Below are 19,871 nucleotides of genomic sequence, written 5' to 3' on the forward strand. Positions count from 1 at the left end.
TATCTTCTGATAATAAAGATAAAATTTTATTGATTGAACAGCAGCAATTGAAACAAATAGCAATAGCTAAACCATTTATCAGTTCAGCTTCAGCAACTGTATATCTGCATGTACCCACACCTGGTCAGAAATGAGTATACCCTGCCTATCAAAAAACTCATTGTAACTAATATTAAAATCCTTTCGGTCAAATACAGCGTCCATTTCAAAACCAGCTTTTATATTTCCCCTTGGATCAGGCGCCGATCCAAGATAGCGGGCATTAAAATTTATTTCCTGGGTGACTTCCTTTATCGTCAATGTACCGGTTATATGAATATTATTCTTGTCAACATTGACAGTGGATGATTTAAATTGAATTGTCGGATATTTCTTACTCTCAAAAAAATCGGCTGATTTCAAATGATTGTCTCTTTCTTCAATGCCCGTAAAAATCGAATGCGTATAAAGTGTCAGGTTTATCCCGCAGTTACTGAAGTCCTCATTACTGCTTGTAACAGTTCCCTCTAATTCGCGGAACCAACCGGACACAGAAGTCATCATCAGGTATTTGGCATCAAACCTTATCTTAGAATGGACCGGGTCGATAGCCCAAAGAGTCTTTTGTATTATTTCATCCATAACTGACCAAGCAATATAAAATATGATATTAACGCAACTGCGCCCTGAGCATCCAGGCCATTTTTTCATGCGTTTCCATCAGGCCGGTAATAAAATCGCTGGTGCCGGCATCCTGGAGATCATTGGCGAATTGGTTGATGCTTTCCCGCAAACGTATGATAATGCTTTCGTGATCTATCAACAACTCTTTTACAAAACCAACTCCATCATTCTTTTCACTCCATTGTTCTGAAAGATGGGTCAGTTCAAGATAGGATTTCAACGTTGCAGGAGCATAATGACCGAGGGACCGTATGCGTTCTGCCACATCGTCCATTATTTCATCCAGTTGCTCATACTGCTCTTCAAAAAACTTATGCTTCTCGTGAAAATCGGGACCTTCCACATTCCAATGAGCTTTTCTTGTTTTTGTATAAAGTACAAACTCATCGGCAAGGAAAACACTGAGTAGTTGTGCCCCTTTGGCCAGGTGTTCTTCTTTAATACCAATCATCGGTTGCATTTTGACTTGATTTATGTTTTTAAAATTTAAGTTGCACCGTTATCCCCGAATGCGATCAATTCTGAGAATGAATCGACAGGTCTTTCTTAAAATCAGTAAAGCTCTGACCTGAAGCATTTTTAAAAAATTTGCTAAAATGGGCAATATCATCAAAGCCCAGCTGGTAAGCAATTTCTTTCATAGAGAGGTTGGAATAAGCTGCCTGGCGCTTGGCTTCCAGTACTATGCGCTGCTGGATATGATGACTGGCAGGGAAGCCCGTTAGTTTCTTTACCACTTCATTGAGATAATTGGGTGTTATTACCAACTCTTCAGCATAATCCGTCACCATTCTTCTGGTGATATACTGCTTTTCGATAAGGGCAAAGAAGTTTTTTACCAATTCAAAACTTTTGGATTGTGATTCGCTTTGATTGGATTTCTCATATTGCCTGGTCAGGTAGATCAGGAAAATTTTCAGTAACCCACGAAGTATCTCTGATCGCAATAAAAAAAAGTTGCTGTATTCCTTTATCATTTTGGCGGCGGTCTCTTCCATTTCCGCCTCCATCTCCTTATTTACCTTAATAGCAGGCGTATGTGAAAAGCTATAAAACAATCCTGTATTAAAAAGTAATTCAACATTTTCGCCGCCCAATCCAATAAATTCTGAGGTAAAAGAGATGACATAACCATCGGCCGGTCCATTGATCTTTAATAAATGTATTTGTCCGGGCGTGATGCAATAAACAGTATTATTTTGCAGCTCGTATTTATCAAGATCAACCAGATGAATGCCACTACCTTTTTTGACCCAAATGATGACGAAATAATTATGCCGGTGCGGAACAGAATTTTGCTGCCACCGGTTCTGATCGATCCACTCCATCGTGTGAACTTCGAAGGGCAGGCTGACAGCTGTTTTACCGAGCTCCAGTAAAGTAGTAGTAGTAGTGGACGACATGAAAACAAGTTATACTACTCAATAATAGCAATTTTATATGAAATGGATTTAACTGCTTTATGGAAGAGCTCAGCATTCAGAATAATCAGAAGAAAATATACCATTTACTGCGTAAAGCTTATCAACCGGTATTTCAAGATCGTCACTGAGTTTCATCCATGCCTTTCCTTCCTTCTCAAATAAAGCTGTGATGTATCCATTGGCCCTGGTAACGCCGTTGTCTTCATATAAAATACCAGCTTTTTGTTTATTTTTAAACAGCTCCTTTACAATCGTATAAAAACTTTCATTGGCTGGAATTGTTCTTCTTGTATCATTTGTCATAGCATAAAATTAAATAATTAATACGACTCAATAATAGCACAAAACATTTTAGGTGTAGTAATAAGACATTGCCTTCTACTCCTCTGCCAACCTTCTGAAGCATCTTTTTTAAAAGTCCTTTCGTCTTTGCCTTAACAAAAGTTTATTTGGAACAATCGTTCCATTATATTTATCTTTGATCTGGAATGATCGTTCCGATATTACTAAAACACTAAAATTTACTTCATGAAACGTTTACAAAACAAGGTAGCTGTCATCACAGGTGGCAACAGTGGTATTGGTCTCGCCACTGCCAGGACATTTATTGAAGAAGGGGCCAAAGTGGTCATTTTTGGCCGTGACAAGAAAACGCTGGACGAGGCCGCCGCAGCACTGGGAGAGAATGCAATTGCCATCCAGGGCGATGTCACCAATCATACTGATCTGGATAGGTTGTTTACCAGCACCAGTACCGCTTTTGGCAAAGTGGATATCCTGTTTGCCAATGCAGGTGTTGCACTATTTGCTCCGTTTGAACAAACAAACGAAACCCTGTTTGACAGCAATATGGATATTAATGTAAAGGGATCTTTTCTCACAGTGCAAAAGGCTTTACCTGTACTCAATAAAAAAGCATCTGTTATATTTAATACTTCTGTAGTCAATGTAAAAGGATTTGCCGGCACGTCCGCTTACTCTGCCAGCAAAGCTGCTTTACGTTCGCTGGTAAGAACGCTTGCCTCAGAACTTTTAGTTAATGAAATCCGGGTAAACGCTGTTTCGCCGGGCCCCATCGATACGCCAATCTTTGGCCGCCTGGGAATGTCAAAAGAAGCAGTGCAGGAAATGACAAAGGGATTCGAGAACAGTAACCCCATGAAACGTTTTGGACAGCCGGAAGAAGTGGCAAAGACCGTCTTGTTTTTCGCCTCGGATGATTCGTCCTACATCACTGGTTCAGAAATTGCCGTTGATGGTGGGTTGACTCACTTGTAGGCTTTATCTTAGCGCCGGGTAAAATAAGTCCTGATGCCAAAGACCAAACAATTTGATGAAGCGATCGTATTGGAAAAAGCGAGGAATGTATTCTGGAAAAAGGGATACAACGGCACTTCAATGGATGAACTGGTGAAGGCAACAGGACTTAGCCGGTCCAGTATTTATGATTCCTTCGGCGACAAACACGGGCTATATCTAAGAGCATTACAACAATACCAGCAACAGCAGAAACAGCTAATTGTAAATCGTATACCACCCAATGTCTCCGCCCGAAAAAAAATTGGCTGGATATTTCAGAATAGCATTAAACAACTACTTGGGGACCGTCAGCGTAAAGGTTGCTTTATGGTGAATACCACAACGGAGCTTAGCAACATTGACAATGCAATGAATAAGATTGTCAATGCCAACTTTGAAGCCATGGAAGATTTATTTTATACCCTGGTTAAAGAAGGGCAGGATGCCGGTGATATCAAGAAAACCTTTAAAGCCCGGGCACTGGCAAGAAATTTATTTAGCAGTTTTAACGGGCTTACCATAATTGGACAAACAAGACCAGACAAAGAGGTTCTGGAGGACATTGCCAAAATAGCTTTATCCGTGTTGGATTAGTTATTGTATGGTTGGTACTACACTGCACATTATCTCCGCAAAATTTACTAACGATTTTATGAATATTACTTATGCTTAGGCTAAAGAGTATAAGTACTCAGTATGTTTCCGTAAACATAATTCTACAAGCTTTTGGCATATTGTTCTATTTTTTTAGCTCAACCCCGATCGTTTCTTTGTACCCGCAAGCAAGGCTTTAATCCGTATCACTTGAAAACACCCAATCCTTTAAAAGGTTTTAATCCGTACCCTACCGAAAAGCATGAAGCCTTTTTAAATGAATGAATGATCACAATGTTTTCAGTCACCATCTGATCCAAAAAAAGCGGCCCAAGCCGCTTTTTTCTTTAGCACATTTTTACACTCAATGCGATTATTTTTTTACAACAATAATAACTCCTGTTGCCCAGGATTGCTTTACCAGGAATAAGTCGCTTCTTGATTCGAGATAGTTCACAAGGTTGGCAGCCTTTTCTGCATGTCCTTCGGGCCAGTTAGGCTGGGGCAACATATCGTCTATGATATAAAGTCCTCCTCTGTTCAACATAGATAGTGTGTCATCCAGCAGTAAGTACTTTCCATGCCATGTATCGGCGAATATATAATCGAACTTCTGATGCCCATTGCCGGCAAGCCATTCTCCGCAATCGAACAGTAGGAGATTGAGTCTCGTGTCCTGACCAAGAAACTCCCGGGCAATTCCAAGAAATGCCGGATCATTATCTATTGATATTAACGATGAATGGCTATCCATTCCATCCAATATCCATGAAGTGGAAAGACCTGTACCCGTCCCCAGCTCCAGGAACCTACCCGCTGGTTTGGAAGCAGCCAGTGTCCGCAACAAGGAACAGGTTGCTGTATCGGATGACATCGTGAAATTGGATTGCTTTGTCGCCGCTTGTATCCCGGCATAAGATACCGGTAAGGGTTGATTGATTTCCGCTGTCATTGGTGTTACTCTTCAATTTGTTTAATTATTCTTTTTAACATCGCCGGTACAATAAGTTTATGAAATGGCCTCACAGGCACAAAGTAAAGTTTGCCCAGCCGATTTTTAAACTCCACAGTTGTTGATATAATTAAATTTTTCACTGAGGGATTTTCTGTACTCCCAATTTTAAACAGCGAAACACGAAAGTTTAAATGCTTATCATCTTCTCCCAATATTACTTCGTTTTCAGTTCTGTCAAATACTTTAAACAGGCCCAGCTGTTCATTCGGTTCGCATTTGAAATTGTCAGGTAGTTGTTGTCTGTTGGCTGCAATGCCGGGAGTTTTGAGCCCAAAAACACCAACAATTTTGTTCCTTACTATAAACAACTTTTCGACCCAGCCTGGTGCACTTTTAAAAAACGCTTTTCCAATTTGCTCTGAGGTCACACTATTGTTTTCATCAATAAAGCTTCCCTGAAAACTATCAACATAATCGTATTTTCTGTTTCCTTTTCTCAAAATCGAGTTCACAGGCAAAGTAGTTGTTATGATTTTCTTTCGGCTCAAAGTAGTTGAGAGCGAAGTAAATGCAATAAACAAAAACTAACTAAAAAATCCTGGTCCCCTGAAAATCCTCTACACTCTCTGAGAGATTGTTCTTTCCATAGGGAGGATAGGAAAATCTTCCACAGTTTACTAAAATATTTAGTAAATTTGCTAAACATTTACACTAAATTTTTTATCCGCCCATGCCCGCCTCAAAAGCAGATATTATTGCTCAATTACAAAGGGACCTTCTTCCTTTACAGGGGCTTAAACATGCAGCCAATGATCATACTATTGATACAGGTCTTGGGCCTATTAACCATGCTTTTCCTAATGGCGTATTTCCTTTAGGCGCTATTCATGAATTTATAGCAGAAGATATCGCTGCTACCGGTGGCTTTATTGCCGGCATTTTATCCGCGTTGATGCAAAACGGTAGTACCTGCCTATGGATTAGTCCTTATCGAACATTGTTTCCACCGGCATTACACTCATTTGGCATTTCACCTGACAAAATAATTTTCGTTGATCTGCAAAAAGAAAGAGATCTGCTTTGGGCGATGGAAGAGGCATTAAAGTGTAATGGGCTTGCTGCGGTGGTGGGAGAAATAAAAGAATTAAGTTTTACGGCTTCACGAAGATTACAATTAGCGGTCGAACAAAGCAGGGTCACTGGTTTTATCCTTCGTGCAAAGGCCAACAATACTACAGCCTGTGTAACAAGATGGAATATTACTTCGCTGCCCAGTGAATTAAATGATGATATGCCTGGTGTAGGTTTCCCTAGGTGGAGCATCCAATTATTAAAAGTGCGCAATGGTAAGCCGGGAAGCTGGCAAGTGGAATGGGTGAATAGAAAGTTCCGGCCTGTTTTCGATATTGCTTCCCTGATACAGCAGCGGCAAAAGAAAGTGGGGTGATATGGCAAAGCGTTTTATTTCTATCTGGTTCCGTCATTTAACCACGGATTGGTTTACCCTCCGCCAACCTGGGCTCCGTCATTTACCTTTTGTGCTGAGCACTTCTTCGCATGGAAAAATGATCATCACGGCAACAAATGCTATAGCCGAAACACAGGAAGTACTAAAAGGGATGGCAGTAGCTGATGCCAGAGTCATCATTCCATCGTTGGAAATAGCCGATGATCAACCGGGTCTTGCTGATAAATTATTACATCGTTTGGCTGAATGGTGTATACGTTTTTCTCCATGCGTAGCTGTTGATCCTCCGGATGGATTGCTATTGGATGTTAGCGGCTGCCCGCATCTCTGGGGTGGAGATGAACCTTATCTGGCAACGATCATTAACCGCTTAAAAGATCACGGGTATACAGTAAGAGCTGCGATGGCGGATACCATTGGCGCTGCATGGGCCATAGCACGATTCGGAAAAGAATCATTGGTGATTAAAAGCAGCGGCCATATCCATGCATTGCTTTCTTTACCACCATCGGCGCTTCGTTTGGAAATAGATGCCATAGAGCGATTACAAAAACTCGGACTCAGGCAAATCAAAAATTTTATCCATATGCCACGTTCTGCAATCCGCAGAAGATTCGGTAATTCCTTTATTATACGATTAAACCAGGCATTGGGTCATGAAGAAGAAATAATACAACCGGTACAACCCATAGAACTTTACCAGGAACGATTGCCCTGTTTGGAACCTATTGTTACAGCAACAGGAATTGAAATCGCATTACGACGTTTATTAGAAACATTATGTCATCGTCTTATTACAGAACAAAAAGGGCTTCGCGTTGCGCATTTCAAAGCTTATCGTGTGGATGGAAAAATAGAAAAAGTGAGTATTGGAACCAATCGTCCTTCTCACAGCGTTAATCATCTTTTCAAACTATTTGAAGATAAGCTATGTACCATTGAACCTGATTTGGGTATTGAATTATTTGTATTGGAAGCGCCGCTAGTAGAAGATCATTTCGCAGTACAGGAAAAATTGTGGCAAAACATTGGTGGTTTGGACAACCTTACTTTATCGGAGCTGTTGGATCGTTTGGCAGGAAAAATTGGCGCCAATCGTATTCATCGTTATATACCGGATGAACATTACTGGCCCGAACGATCCATTAAGCTGGCTTCATCACATGATGAAAAACCAATTATTCCCTGGAAAACAGACAGGCCACGTCCTATACAATTATTGACAAAACCTGAAGCCATTGATGTTACAGCGCCTATACCAGACTATCCACCGATGAACTTTCAGTACAAAGGAAAATTGCATAGAGTAATAAAATCAGATGGTCCTGAACGTATCGAACAGGAATGGTGGATACAGGAAGGGCAACATAGAGATTATTATTGTGTTGAAGATGAAGAGGGCCGCAGGTATTGGTTGTTCCGGGCAGGACATTATTCTGCCGAAAAAACCTATCAATGGTATATACATGGATTTTTTGCATAAATATTTGACAAGCTGAGTAAATAGGGTATGTCTCACTTTGAAAACACTTAAACGAAAAAATTAGCCACAGATAAACACGAATTAACACTGAAAAAATGTATTTGTGTTCATCTGTCACCCAATTAAAAACAAAATGAAGTTCTACCGAAAATAGAGATATATGAATTATACAGAATTACAGATAACAACGAATTTCAGTTTTTTGCGCGGCGCTTCTCATCCCGAAGAATTGGTGGAGCAGGCCGTAGCTTTTGGATACAAAGAAATAGCCATCACTGATCGTAATACATTAGCCGGTATGGTAAGGGCACATGCTGCCGCTAAAAAAAAGAATATACGAAGTATCGTTGGCTGCCGTCTCGATTTGCTGGATGGTCCCAGCCTGCTGGCTTATCCTACTGATAAAAATGCATACTCCCAACTAACTTCATTACTCACCACCGGTAATAGGCGTGCGGAAAAAGGAGAATGTCATTTATACAAAGCAGATGTATATCAACATGCAAAAGGAATAAAATTTATCGTGCTTCCACCTGATGTATTAAACCATCTGTTTGAGTTCGACCCATCTTTTGAAAACACATTGAAAGAATATCACGAAGTTTTGGGAACTGATTTGTATATCGCAGTATCCCGGCGTTATAACGGAGATGATAGTAAACAATTATTCAGGCTTGCCCAATTATCCAGGCGTTTGCAAATACCGATGGTGGCCACCAACGACGTGCATTATCATCATCCTGCTCGCCGGCAACTACAGGATATCGTTACCTGTATCCGTGAAAAATGTACCATTTATAACGCAGGGTTCCGCTTATTGCCGAATGCAGAAAGACATTTGAAATCCATCCCGGAAATGTCGCGATTGTTCAGGCAATATCCTGATGCTATCCGTCGCACACAGGAAATTGCGGAAGCCTGTACTTTTTCATTGGATGAATTAAAATATGAATACCCGGAAGAGATCACATCTGAAGGACGAACGCCACAGGAAGAACTTACTTTTTTGACTTACCGGGGTGCGCAGGAATTGTTTGGTGAAGATGTGTCTCAAAAAATAATTGATACCATCAACTACGAACTCGCTTTTATCGAACAAATGAATTATGCGCCTTATTTCCTTACTGTATATGATGTGGTGCGTTTTGCCAGGCAGCAGAATATTCTTTGCCAGGGGCGTGGATCGGCTGCTAATTCCACAGTTTGTTTTTGCCTCGGCATTACATCTGTTAATCCTACTAAATTTGATTTATTGTTTGAACGCTTTATCTCTGCCGCACGCAATGAACCACCTGATATTGATGTAGACTTTGAACATGAGCGTCGTGAAGAAGTAATACAATATGTTTTTCAAAAATATGGCCGCGACCGCGCAGCTATCATAGCAACGGTTACACAGCAACACCAGAAAGGAGCGATCAGGGATGTTGCCAAAGCAATGGGCCTTTCTGTTGATACGATCAACCGGCTTTCCGATTCAGTTGGTTCACTCGGTGAATTTCCTGAAGAATCGTTTGAACAAAAAAGGTTTACTGAACAAGGATTGAATCCCGGTGATAAACACCTGTGCAAAGTGTTGCAATTGACCCGGGAGTTTATGGGTTTTCCAAGACAACTCGGGCAGCATACAGGAGGTTTTGTTATTACCAACGGTAAACTTTCTGATCTGTGTCCTATTATGAATGCACGCATGGAAGACAGAACATGCATTGAATGGAACAAGGATGATATCGATGCATTGGGTTTTTTAAAAATAGATGTATTGGCGCTCGGTATGCTTACCTGCATCCGCAAAGCATTTGATAAACTGAAAGAGCATTATAATCTTGATTTCACACTTGCCAGTATTCCGCAGGATGATCCTGCTGTATACGAAATGATCTGTCATGCAGATACGATCGGTGTTTTTCAAATTGAAAGCCGTGCACAGCAATCGATGTTGCCAAGATTGAAACCCCGAACTTTTTATGATTTAGTTATTGAAGTCGCTATTGTTCGTCCCGGGCCTATACAAGGTGACATGGTGCATCCTTACCTGCGCCGCCGTAATGGAGAAGAACCGGTAGAATATCCGTCAAAAGAATTAGAAGAAATACTGAAACGTACATTAGGTGTTCCTTTATTCCAGGAACAAGCGATGAAGATCGCTATTGTTGCGGCAGGTTTTACACCGGCCGAAGCAGATGAACTTCGGCGCAGTATGGCCACTTTTAAAGCGAAAGGATTAGTGACAAAGTTTGAAGAAAAATTAATTAACGGCATGTTGAAAAATGGATACACATTGGAATATGCACAACGTGTGTTTAAACAACTCGAAGGTTTTGGAAGTTATGGTTTCCCGGAAAGTCATGCTGCCAGTTTTGCCTCATTAGTATACGTATCAAGCTGGATCAAATGTTATTACCCGGATGTATTTACCTGTGCTTTGCTCAATAGTATGCCGATGGGCTTTTATCAACCCGCGCAAATTGTTATTGATGCGCAAAAACATGGTGTTGAAGTACGACCAGTTGATATCAATTATTCAACATGGGACAATATACTCGAAGATTCCGGCCGAGGCGTTGAAAAAAAACCAGGAAACTATTGTGCATTACGCCTTGGCTTCAGGCAGGTAAAAGGTTTACGGGAAGATGATATGAAAATATTGCTGGATGCACGAATAAAACCTTATACCAGCATCAATGAACTGCGTGCTATTAATTTGCCAGAAGCCGCACTGGAGAGATTAGCCGATGCCGATGCATTCCGTTCAATAGGTTTAGACCGGCGACAGGCTTTATGGGAAGTATCGACAAAGGACCGGCCCGTTGCTCTTTTTAATGGCCAGCTTTCAGCAGATGCCAAAGATGAAAATGTAGCATTGCCTGAAATGAGTATCTCCGAACATGTGGTGCATGATTATGCCTCCACCTCTCTCTCATTGAAAGCGCACCCGGTAAGTTTTGTCCGCTCAACATTGCAACAGTTGCATATCTTATCTGCAAAAGATTTGATGAGTGAAAAGGATGGTCAGCTGGTGAAAGTAGCAGGTCTTGTATTGGTAAGGCAAAGGCCCGGCACAGCGGGTGGTATTTGCTTTATTACGATTGAAGATGAAACGGGATGTGCTAACCTTGTTATTTTTCAAAATCTTTTTGAAGAATACCGCAAACCCATTTTACAATCAAAATTAATCATGGCAGAAGGTAAATTGCAAGTGGAAGGAGAGGTGATCCATGTGATTGTAAGTGCTTGTTATGATTTTTCAAAATTGTTGCGACAACTAACTCCCTCTGATAATGAAAATCTTCCTTTATTACCAATGGCACACCCGGATGAAAAATTGATTCCGCCAGGATCGAATAAGAGATCGCAGGTGAGAGAAAATGCACAGGAAAAAGTTTTTCCGGAAGCGAGAAATTTTAGGTAAGAAATGCTTTGGGTAAACGGAGAAGCCAGTAAAAGATAACGCTGCAGGCATGGCTCATACCTTCACAGGGAGATTTTCCGTAATGGCGGAAGGCATTGATAAAGATGTACTGCAGGTATTTGATGCCACAGGAAGACTGGTACGGCAAATACCACTCACAAACGCCACGCAGGAAAAAGTAAGCAGGCTAAGCCCCGGAACATATATTATCAGGCTGGCAGGACAAAAAGATCTTGTGCAAAAAGTGCTGGTGCAATAACAGGATAGCACGGGGTATAAAACTTCTCACAGTGTTTTTTAAACCATTCACTAACCAGGATATCCCTTCCGTTGCAATTTGCTTGTTTATCAGCCTAATCCCGTATAGTTTGCATCATCATTAAACCTTATAACCGGTTTATTCTTTCGAAGTTTAGAAAGAATAAACCAGAAATTCAAAAAAAATGAAACCTTATTTACTCCAGGAAATTAAAACCTTTTTCCGGGGAACCATTGGCGTTAGCCTTCTCCTTTCATTCAGTGTTTATGGCTGGGGCCGCATACTTTTTTATGAAGTTCCTTTTTCCGCAAACGAAGACTTTTCGATTCTTGTTAAACTCATCGCCCTTAGCTGGGTGATGATACTTGGCTTAAAAGGTTCCTTAAACAGCTTCATAGCAATTGTTGAGTTGTTCCAAAGAAGGATTAATTTCCCAGCATTTGCTAAACGGGTCGGGTCTTTCGTCATCATCTTATTATTGTCCGCCATTCTTTTTTCATGCCAGGCACAAAGTTCCGCAGGCATAAAAAAAGATTTCAACACTGGCCTTACCGCTACTTATAAGAACATAGAACCGGATGAAGTATTACTGGTGATGAATGATGAGGTTTTAAAACATACTGATATTCCCATTGGCGAAAGTTTCCTGCTCATCAATAAAAATATCAAAGGTCTTGTTGAAAAAAATGACAAGGTATCCATAGGCTGTTCTTTGACGATAAGCGATAAGAAAGGCAAAAAAATATTGGAAGCAGCCGATCTATTCAAAGACAATGATACATTCAATAAGAAAGATGTCACCTACCTGAAGTGCACGGTTTCTACCGGCGAACCTATGCATTGGGAAGAAACCTATGATGTAGTGGTAACCTTCTGGGATAAGTATGGCACGGGAAAAATTGTAAACAACGTGAGTATCCGCATTATTGATATTCCATAAAATAATAGCAGGACGGTTCAATACGCTGCCCGAAACAGAACAGTTTTCTGCCTTTATCGATGTTCTAAAAAAGCCGCGCACTTGCCCCATAAATAAACTGTAGCTCTACAACTTTCAATATTAATTGTTTCGTAGTAATAACGGGCTATTACCTTAACAATTAAAAATTAGTCTCTACATAATTCATAAGCCAATAGGTAATATCGTCATCTCCTGAAGGCAGGTCAAAATGTTTCAGACAACCCTTATGTTTGATTTTTCTACTTTGTCGTTTTCACTTTCATGAAACAACTGTACTAAACGAAAAAAACTTTCTTTTCCGTTGTCTATTTTATAGAGGTTATAGCTGATAGGCCCCTCTCATTAATTATGTTTTTATAGAGTTATAAACAAATTTCCTTGAAAAGGGACTCAAATATAAAGTTTACGATCGGGCTTGAAATATATTTGTCCCATTGAGCTGTTGTTGGCATTTTTTACAGCACTACGGTATCAATCCTTGCCGCTGTTTACCCCTCCAGTAACTCGTTTATTCAATTGAGAACCTGTTTTCTGCTAATATAAAGCACAGCAATCCTTTTTATGAGTCAACTAAATTTAATTTTCTGAATCAAATCAGTAAAATATTTAGGAGACCATATCTCAATTGCACTTTCATCGTGAATAAAGCGAACAATATCCTGCCGGATACTTTGAAAAGAAACGGAATCAATTTTTTTACGCAGTAAATTCATGAATTGTTCTTTTGTCAACCCGGCTTCCTTCCAGTCCCCGCTATCCCTGGCCCGTGTGAGAAGGTGATTAAGGTTTAACGATACCCCCTTTTTAATATACCATTCCATATCATACCAGTCCCTCCCTTTCACTCTTCCACCCCATTTGCGAAAGAGTAGTGCATGCATTTTGCCAGCAAAAAGATCGGGCAATGTGAAACATTTGGTATAAAATGAAAAAGGTTTTAGTAACAGCCTTTCTTCCGTGTCAAAGCCCAGGGGAGGTTTTGTGTCCACTTCCAGCTTTATTTTAATTTCTGGTCTCATTTTCAGACCTTCCTGTTTCACCACTTCTTTTAGCGTAAGCTCTTTCCATTCTGTATCTGATTTCAGAAAAGCGGAGTCAACATTTGATTGAGTTGTTTTCTGTTTTTCTTTAACATTCACTTTCATCCCCAACGCGGCAAATTCTTTTATCATGCCATCCAGGTATGGTTCAAGTGAAAAATCAGGATTCGCTTCAAGCAAGGAAAAGTCCAGGTCTTCAGAGAACCGGTCAAGGCCGTGAAATATGCGTAGTGCAGTACCGCCATAAAAAGCAGCTTTCTCAAAAAAACCGCTCCTTTGTAAACCCGCCAGCGCTATTTCCTGCATGATTTCACGAAGTGCCTGTTCAGCATCTTCGTGCGTAGCCGGTTTGTATTCTTCAAGCCATTCTTTTATCATAAGTTCTTCAATGTTTTTACAAGCATGTTAAGACTATCTTTTTTAGGCGCTTCCTCTACCCATTTACTTATTTGCCCGGTGTTCAAATGTTGCAGGGCCTGCTTCTCTATCCTGAGATCTTCTATCAGCAGTTCAATTACCTGCTTTGAACTACGAAGCAGCAGGCCTGCAGTGGTGATGATTTTATCACACAACGCCTTTTCGGGTGTTGCTATCAATGCTGCTTGTTTCTTTGTTAATTCAACCTGCTTAATGCCGAAGGCGTAGTATGGCAATCGCAAATGGGTATAGCTAAATCTGCCGACAGATGTTTTATATATTTTGGATGGACCAATGGTAACAGAACTTATTTCATATACTCTTTCTGGAATGAGGCCCCAATGTGAAAGCGCCGAATCCAAAGAAACGTAACTAGGACCTGCCAGGTAATTTGCCAAAAGGAAGGGCTCCGGGCCTGCTATCTTTAACTCAGGCCCCGGGATATAAATTCCTCTTTTCAGCTGAATCAAAATACCTTGCTTTACCAATTCATCTATTTTGTCAAAAGGCCTTTTATAGTTCTTCAGTAGGTCCAGTAAAAGCTGCCTAGTGATTGGTTGCTCAGCGTAATTCCGAATTGCCTCTAAAAGCTCCATTTGTTTGTAATTTTTAATACTACAATTCGGATAATTTCCGAATTACTAGCACAAATTTATCAATAATATGTAAATATACAGCATACAATTCGGAATTTTTCCGAATTATCATTACTAATTTTACAAGACGCTTTCCAAAACAAGGCTCTTGCCGGGTAGTTTTTAAATTTTGATGACAAGCCCTTTACTTATGAGATTGATGTAATAGGTGTAGCTTCTGATAATGCCCCCTGCCGGATACCGTTAACTAAATTTGCTTCGCAAATCGATTCATCTAATTTTATCAGTCACGAATTCCCCGTTCAGTATCTTTTTATTCTTCTATTCGCCAGGCCAAACATACTTTCATGTTTTATATTCAGCCAAAACCGCAAATAATTTATCGTTTTGGGTAACTATATTATTTTATACGCAGCCAAAACTAATAAGATAAGGATAACCTTGAATAAGTATCATCTTGTCCTGCAAATGGATTAACTAAACTTTTTTCGAAGTAATAAAGGTATTCTTGCAGTGATATCGGTTTTTTTGTCTTTTGCTGAGAAGCCTTTTTTCTCCATCAATGCCGATAAAAACCTCGGAGCGCCGCATTTTTTTTACATCTGAATAGGCCAATCCTGAATAACAACTAAACAAGAAAATATCCCGCACAATTGTAAGTCGTTCGATTGGAAATTTCTTAGCGGCTAACGTCTCCAATTCAAACTCTGTAAGCGCTACTCTTTCCACTTCTCTTTTTGTCATCTTGAAACCGATAAACGGATCTCTTTGAAGCCAGCCGTGGCGAACACAGCGATTGACGATCTTCCAAAAATTACTCAGGTACTTTATAGTTGTATTATGATCACACAAAAAACCCGCAAATAATTGATTTGCAGGTTTTCTTTGTTATAAGATTATTTCAATTAATCGTTTCCAGCGGAGACTAAGGGATTCGAACCCTTGATACGGTTTCCCGTATACACACTTTCCAGGCGTGCTCCTTCAACCACTCGGACAAGTCTCCTTTTTACTTAAGGGCTGCAAAAATACGGTTTCGAACTTTAGAGCCCGAATAATTTTTGGGCATTGCTGCTGGTCAACTTAGCAATGTTTTCTATCGTAGTTTCTTTCAAATCAGCCAGCTTCTGTGCGGTGTAGGAAATATAGCTGCATTCATTCCGTTTGCCACGAAAAGGAACAGGTGCCAGGTAAGGAGCATCCGTTTCCAATAGTATATGATCAACGGCAATATCCATGATCACCTTATCCAGTCCGGCATTTTTAAAAGTCAATACTCCCCCAATTCCCAGGTAAAAGCCCAGCTCAATGATTTGTGTGGCTTGTTCGGGTGAGCCTGAAAAGCAATGGAATACCCCCTTTAGTGGGCTGTTCTTATACTCCTTAACTACCTGGATGCATTCGTCAGTAGAGTTGCGGGAATGTATCGCAATCGGTAGACCATAATCTATTGCCAGCTCGATTTGCCGGCGAAATGCTATATACTGCTGTTCTTTAAAACTAACATCCCAGTAGAAGTCAAGCCCAATTTCACCTATTGCCACAAATCGCTGTTCAGTCAAATACTGCTCAACTTTTGCCAACTCTTCTAAAAAATTTTCGTTCACCGAACAGGGGTGAAGGCCCATCATACTGAGGCAAAAACCAGGACTTTCCTTCTCCAGTTCCAACATTACCGGATGTGTCGATGAGTCGATGGCCGGCATCAGGATTTTCTCTATCCCCGTTTGCTTCGCCCTGTTTAATACAGCCTGCCGGTCATCCGCGAAGTCATTTAAATAAATATGTGCATGGGTGTCAATCAGATTCATAAGGTTCAAATTTAAGTTTTAACCAGAGCCAAAATATTCCTGCAAACCAGCCACAAACACTTGTAAATTAGTTTGGATTAATGAAAAATTATTTTACCTTTAGCCCAGTTTTCATAGGGTACGGATTAAAAACGGGCCAGGGTTTCTACCCAGGCCCTAAATTTTTAACTGATTACCAGTCACTTGGAATCAATTTCTTATAAATTATTTTTTTCTATTTTCTGTCAGTTTGCTATCAAAAACTCTCTAACCTTTTTAGTTGATAACCATTTTCACTGAAAAAAGATAAAGCAAGCGGTAAAAGATACTTGAGTCGTGCAAACGCCTTTTGACTATCATGCATAACAACGATTGAACCACTTGTTGCATTCAAAATTACGTTTTGCAAACATTGTTCTCCTGTCAATGATTCATCAAAATCACCACTTATCACATCCCACATAATAATCTTTACATTATTCTTTTTTAGTGCGGCATTGATATTTTTTGCCTGGAATGAAGTGATTCTTCCATACGGAGGGCGAAACAAAATGGAGTCAATATATTTTCCTGCTTCATTCACATCAGCCAAATACATTTCATTTTTCGCTTTCCAGCCATTTAAATGACGATGTGTATGATTTCCTACTGCATGCCCTTCATCCAGGATTCTTTTATAAATATGCGGCTCCGCCAGTACGTTTTTGCCAATACAAAAAAAAGTTGCTTTCGCATTATAGTGTTTCAATTGGTCTAATACAAATGGTGTAGCAATGGCATGCGGACCATCGTCAAATGTCAGGTATATGTTTTTTTCTTTTGTATCAATACTCCACAGGTAGGATGGATATATTTTTTTTAGCCACCACGGAGTTTTGATAAAATATTTTTTCATATAGAACAAATATAGCTCCCCTTTAGGGGATGGGGGTTATATCTTTGCAGCCTATGAGTAAAAAAGTAAGGGTTCGTTTTGCGCCAAGTCCTACGGGCGGTTTGCATTTAGGTGGCGTAAGAACTGTTTTATATAATTATTTGTTTGCAAAACACCATAACGGTGATTTTATTCTTCGCATCGAGGATACTGATCAGAGCCGGTATGTACCCGGAGCGGAACAGTATATTTTTGATTGTTTGACGTGGGCAGGTTTAGAACCTGATGAGAGCCCGGTACATGGTGGTAGCTATGGACCTTACCGGCAAAGTGAAAGAAAAGAACTCTATCGCCAATATGCAGAACAACTTGTTGAGGCGGGTCATGCTTATTATGCATTTGATACTCCCGAAGAGTTGGAAAAAATGCGGCATGATTTTAAAACCACGGAAAATCCTTCACCGCAATATGATCTGTCCGTAAGAAATCAGATGCGGAACTCTATATCGCTATCGGCTGAAGAAACAAAAAAACTTTTAGCTGCCGGCACTAAACATGTGATCCGGATAAAGATGCCCCATCATGAAACGATCTCTTTTACCGACATGATCCGCGGTGAAGTGCATTTTGATACTTCTATCGTAGATGATAAAGTTTTATTGAAAGCGGATGGCATGCCCACTTATCATTTGGCCGTAGTGGTGGATGACTATTTGATGAAGATCAGCCATGCCTTTCGGGGTGAAGAATGGCTGCCGAGTGCACCGGTACATATTCTTTTGTGGAAATATTTGTTTGGCCTGGAGAATATGCCACAATGGGCACATTTCCCATTGATACTAGGACCGAATGGTAAGCTTAGCAAAAGAGATGGATCGAAATATGGCTTCCCGGTATTTGCTATGAACTGGACCGATCCCAAGACTAATGAACTGACAGAAGGGTTTAAGGAAAAAGGGTTTTTACCGGAAGCTTTTATCAACCTGCTGGCATTATTAGGTTGGAATGACGGCACGGAACAGGAAATTTTTACCAAAGAAGAATTGATTGAGAAATTTTCAATTGAAAGAGTGCATAGCGGCGGAGCCAAATTTGATTACGAAAAAGCAAAGTGGTTCAATCATGAATGGATAAAGAAATCGGATATCGGAAGTCTGAAGTCTGAAGTCAGAAACTTCCTGAATGAAAAAAGCATTGCAGTTTCGGATGATGACTTATTGGAAAAAGTGATCGGATTGGTAAAAGACCGGTGTACACTGCTGACTGATTTTTATGATCAGTCATCCTTCTTTTTTCAATCACCCGGTGAGTATGATGTAAACGCCGTCCGACCAAAGTGGAATGAAGCCAAGAGAAATTTCTTTATCACCTATTCGGAAAAAATAAATAATCAAACCGAATGGGGAGCCGCGTCGCTGGAAAACTTATTCAAAGAATTAGCGGTTGAAAAAAAAATAAAACCGGGGGAACTCCAATTACCACTTCGGATAATGCTGGTTGGTGGCAAGTTTGGCCCACCTGTTTTTAATATCGCAGAAGTGATAGGAAAAAACGAAACAATCCAGCGGATCAAAAAAGCTGTCGAAGTTTTTTAACCTTGTTTTTGAACCAGGTCCATCACGGAAGCTACCGGCCCGGTTCCTAATTGTTCTATCAGAATCCTGTCTTCCACAGAAAGCTGGATTATTTCTGAAACATTCTTTTCTGCATGACTGGTTGTTCGGATACCAGGAATAACAGTGGAAACTTCGGCATAGCTTAAAATATAGCTTAATGCAAGCTCCGTTTTAGTGATCCCGTATTTATGGCATAATTCCCAGGCGGGTGCTAAAGCCCTGTTTGTTGCTTCAACGATTTCTCTTGTCACCCGGTTCTTCCGGTGATCATTTTCAGGAAATGAGACTCCATCATCAAACTTCCCTGTTAACAAGCCAAATTGCAAAGGCATCCTGGCGATGATGCCATAACCGGCTTGCGACGCCTTTTTTACAAGCGGCAGCGCTTTTTGGTTTAGCATATTTAAGACTAACTGAAATCCGTTGCCAGTTTTTTGTTGCATAAAAAATTCTGCTTCCGGAAACGGATCAAAGGTGTTCAAAGAAATTCCCCAGTAACGAATCTTTCCCTGTTGCTGTAATTGGCTCATGGCCTCCAAACAATCACCTTGTTGCAAGTGCGACAACCTTGCCGTATGTAGTTGATAATAATCGATAGCATCCCGTTTCAAACGCTTCAGACTTTTTTCACAGGCTTTTACAATATATTCTTTAGAATAATCAACGGTAAATTGTTCGTTCCTGGATACGTTACCCACTTTAGTAGCGATAATCACATCTTTCTTATTCCCTAACACTTCGCCGATCAACTGCTCTGAATGCCCTAAACCATAGATATCGGCCGTATCAAAAAAATTAATACCCAGTTCAACTGATCGCTGTATTGCGGCCTTTGATTCATTATCATCAGCATTGCCCCAACCAATTGCTGTATTTCCGATCATGGCTCCCCCACCAATAGCCCAGGCGCCAAATCCTATTTCACTTACCATTAAACCGGTATTACCGAATTTTCTATAGCGCATACACAGGTTATGAATAAGAAAATGTTTTACTTGAGATGAACTTCTTTGAATACCA

At 40.3% G+C, this 19,871-nt stretch carries 20 protein-coding genes and 1 tRNA gene; 8 read left to right on the plus strand and 13 right to left on the minus strand.

What is annotated here, in order from left to right:
• Positions 1-78: 78 nt before the first annotated feature.
• The 4 genes from ACFEL9_RS20925 to ACFEL9_RS20940 form a co-directional block, all read right to left on the minus strand.
• Positions 79-621 carry a YceI family protein gene (locus ACFEL9_RS20925; RefSeq protein ID WP_385894259.1) on the minus strand — a complete coding sequence of 181 codons (543 nt, stop codon included), beginning with the start codon at positions 619-621 and terminating at the stop codon, positions 79-81.
• A gap of 28 nt (positions 622-649) precedes the next feature.
• On the minus strand, positions 650-1,123 hold the full coding sequence (locus ACFEL9_RS20930) for a Dps family protein (protein WP_385894261.1): 474 nt from the start codon (positions 1,121-1,123) through the stop codon (positions 650-652).
• Between the two features lie 55 nt (positions 1,124-1,178).
• Positions 1,179-2,066 carry an AraC family transcriptional regulator gene (locus tag ACFEL9_RS20935; RefSeq protein WP_385894263.1) on the minus strand — a complete coding sequence of 296 codons (888 nt, stop codon included), beginning with the start codon at positions 2,064-2,066 and terminating at the stop codon, positions 1,179-1,181.
• Positions 2,067-2,135: 69 nt separating this feature from the next.
• A complete protein-coding gene (locus ACFEL9_RS20940; RefSeq protein WP_385894264.1) occupies positions 2,136-2,390 on the minus strand; it encodes a hypothetical protein in 255 nt (84 codons plus the stop codon).
• A 225-nt stretch (positions 2,391-2,615) separates the two neighbouring features.
• Here ACFEL9_RS20940 and ACFEL9_RS20945 point away from each other — a divergent pair, with 225 nt between their 5' ends.
• Together ACFEL9_RS20945 and ACFEL9_RS20950 are read left to right on the plus strand one after the other, a co-directional pair.
• Positions 2,616-3,365, plus strand: coding sequence for an SDR family oxidoreductase (locus ACFEL9_RS20945; RefSeq protein WP_385894266.1), 750 nt, complete (start codon positions 2,616-2,618; stop codon positions 3,363-3,365).
• 33 nt (positions 3,366-3,398) lie between these two features.
• Entirely contained in the window at positions 3,399-3,980 is a 582-nt protein-coding gene (locus ACFEL9_RS20950; protein ID WP_385894268.1) for a TetR/AcrR family transcriptional regulator, read from the plus strand.
• A 373-nt stretch (positions 3,981-4,353) separates the two neighbouring features.
• Here the strand turns inward: ACFEL9_RS20950 and ACFEL9_RS20955 are convergent, their stop codons facing one another.
• Positions 4,354-4,932, minus strand: a complete 579-nt coding sequence (locus ACFEL9_RS20955; protein WP_385894270.1) for an O-methyltransferase — start codon at positions 4,930-4,932, stop codon at positions 4,354-4,356.
• Positions 4,933-4,937: 5 nt separating this feature from the next.
• Positions 4,938-5,447 (minus strand): DUF2867 domain-containing protein, encoded by a 510-nt coding sequence (locus ACFEL9_RS20960; RefSeq protein ID WP_385894271.1) that lies wholly within the window; start codon positions 5,445-5,447, stop codon positions 4,938-4,940.
• Positions 5,448-5,665: 218 nt separating this feature from the next.
• Between ACFEL9_RS20960 and ACFEL9_RS20965 the strand changes: the two genes are divergently transcribed.
• From ACFEL9_RS20965 to ACFEL9_RS20985, 5 genes are all read left to right on the plus strand, one after another.
• Positions 5,666-6,382, plus strand: a complete 717-nt coding sequence (locus ACFEL9_RS20965) for an ImuA family protein (RefSeq protein ID WP_385894272.1) — start codon at positions 5,666-5,668, stop codon at positions 6,380-6,382.
• 1 nt (position 6,383) lies between these two features.
• Positions 6,384-7,886 (plus strand): Y-family DNA polymerase, encoded by a 1,503-nt coding sequence (locus ACFEL9_RS20970; protein WP_385894274.1) that lies wholly within the window; start codon positions 6,384-6,386, stop codon positions 7,884-7,886.
• Positions 7,887-8,046: 160 nt separating this feature from the next.
• Positions 8,047-11,298 (plus strand): error-prone DNA polymerase, encoded by a 3,252-nt coding sequence (locus ACFEL9_RS20975; RefSeq protein WP_385894276.1) that lies wholly within the window; start codon positions 8,047-8,049, stop codon positions 11,296-11,298.
• A 49-nt stretch (positions 11,299-11,347) separates the two neighbouring features.
• The gene (locus ACFEL9_RS20980; RefSeq protein ID WP_385894278.1) at positions 11,348-11,557 is read left to right on the plus strand and encodes a T9SS type A sorting domain-containing protein; all 210 of its coding nucleotides are present in this window, start codon (positions 11,348-11,350) and stop codon (positions 11,555-11,557) included.
• Between the two features lie 184 nt (positions 11,558-11,741).
• The gene (locus tag ACFEL9_RS20985; RefSeq protein WP_385894279.1) at positions 11,742-12,497 is read left to right on the plus strand and encodes a hypothetical protein; all 756 of its coding nucleotides are present in this window, start codon (positions 11,742-11,744) and stop codon (positions 12,495-12,497) included.
• 587 nt (positions 12,498-13,084) lie between these two features.
• Here the strand turns inward: ACFEL9_RS20985 and ACFEL9_RS20990 are convergent.
• The 6 genes from ACFEL9_RS20990 to ACFEL9_RS21015 form a co-directional block, all read right to left on the minus strand.
• The gene (locus tag ACFEL9_RS20990) at positions 13,085-13,936 is read right to left on the minus strand and encodes a nucleotidyl transferase AbiEii/AbiGii toxin family protein (protein WP_385894281.1); all 852 of its coding nucleotides are present in this window, start codon (positions 13,934-13,936) and stop codon (positions 13,085-13,087) included.
• Entirely contained in the window at positions 13,933-14,571 is a 639-nt protein-coding gene (locus tag ACFEL9_RS20995) for a type IV toxin-antitoxin system AbiEi family antitoxin domain-containing protein (protein ID WP_385894283.1), read from the minus strand. Before ACFEL9_RS20995 ends, ACFEL9_RS20990 begins: the two co-directional genes overlap by 4 nt.
• Positions 14,572-15,048: 477 nt before the next feature.
• Positions 15,049-15,315 carry a site-specific integrase gene (locus ACFEL9_RS21000; protein ID WP_385894285.1) on the minus strand — a complete coding sequence of 89 codons (267 nt, stop codon included), beginning with the start codon at positions 15,313-15,315 and terminating at the stop codon, positions 15,049-15,051.
• A 175-nt stretch (positions 15,316-15,490) separates the two neighbouring features.
• A tRNA-Ser gene (locus ACFEL9_RS21005) sits at positions 15,491-15,577 on the minus strand.
• A gap of 37 nt (positions 15,578-15,614) precedes the next feature.
• Positions 15,615-16,382 (minus strand): TatD family hydrolase, encoded by a 768-nt coding sequence (locus ACFEL9_RS21010; protein WP_385894287.1) that lies wholly within the window; start codon positions 16,380-16,382, stop codon positions 15,615-15,617.
• Between the two features lie 235 nt (positions 16,383-16,617).
• Positions 16,618-17,256: a polysaccharide deacetylase family protein gene (locus ACFEL9_RS21015; protein WP_385894289.1), complete on the minus strand. Its 639-nt coding sequence runs from the start codon at positions 17,254-17,256 to the stop codon at positions 16,618-16,620.
• 53 nt (positions 17,257-17,309) lie between these two features.
• Here ACFEL9_RS21015 and gltX point away from each other — a divergent pair, with 53 nt between their 5' ends.
• Positions 17,310-18,830, plus strand: a complete 1,521-nt coding sequence (gene gltX, locus ACFEL9_RS21020) for a glutamate--tRNA ligase (protein WP_385894291.1) — start codon at positions 17,310-17,312, stop codon at positions 18,828-18,830.
• On the opposite strand, the gene ACFEL9_RS21025 is transcribed toward gltX, so the two are convergent.
• Complete coding sequence (locus ACFEL9_RS21025; protein ID WP_385894293.1) at positions 18,827-19,816, minus strand: aldo/keto reductase; 990 nt, start codon at positions 19,814-19,816, stop codon at positions 18,827-18,829. The genes gltX and ACFEL9_RS21025 overlap by 4 nt on opposite strands.
• Between the last annotated feature and the right edge of the window lie 55 nt (positions 19,817-19,871).

It is taken from the genome of Terrimonas alba (assembly GCF_042434975.1).
In the GTDB taxonomy this organism is placed as follows: domain Bacteria; phylum Bacteroidota; class Bacteroidia; order Chitinophagales; family Chitinophagaceae; genus Terrimonas_B; species Terrimonas_B alba.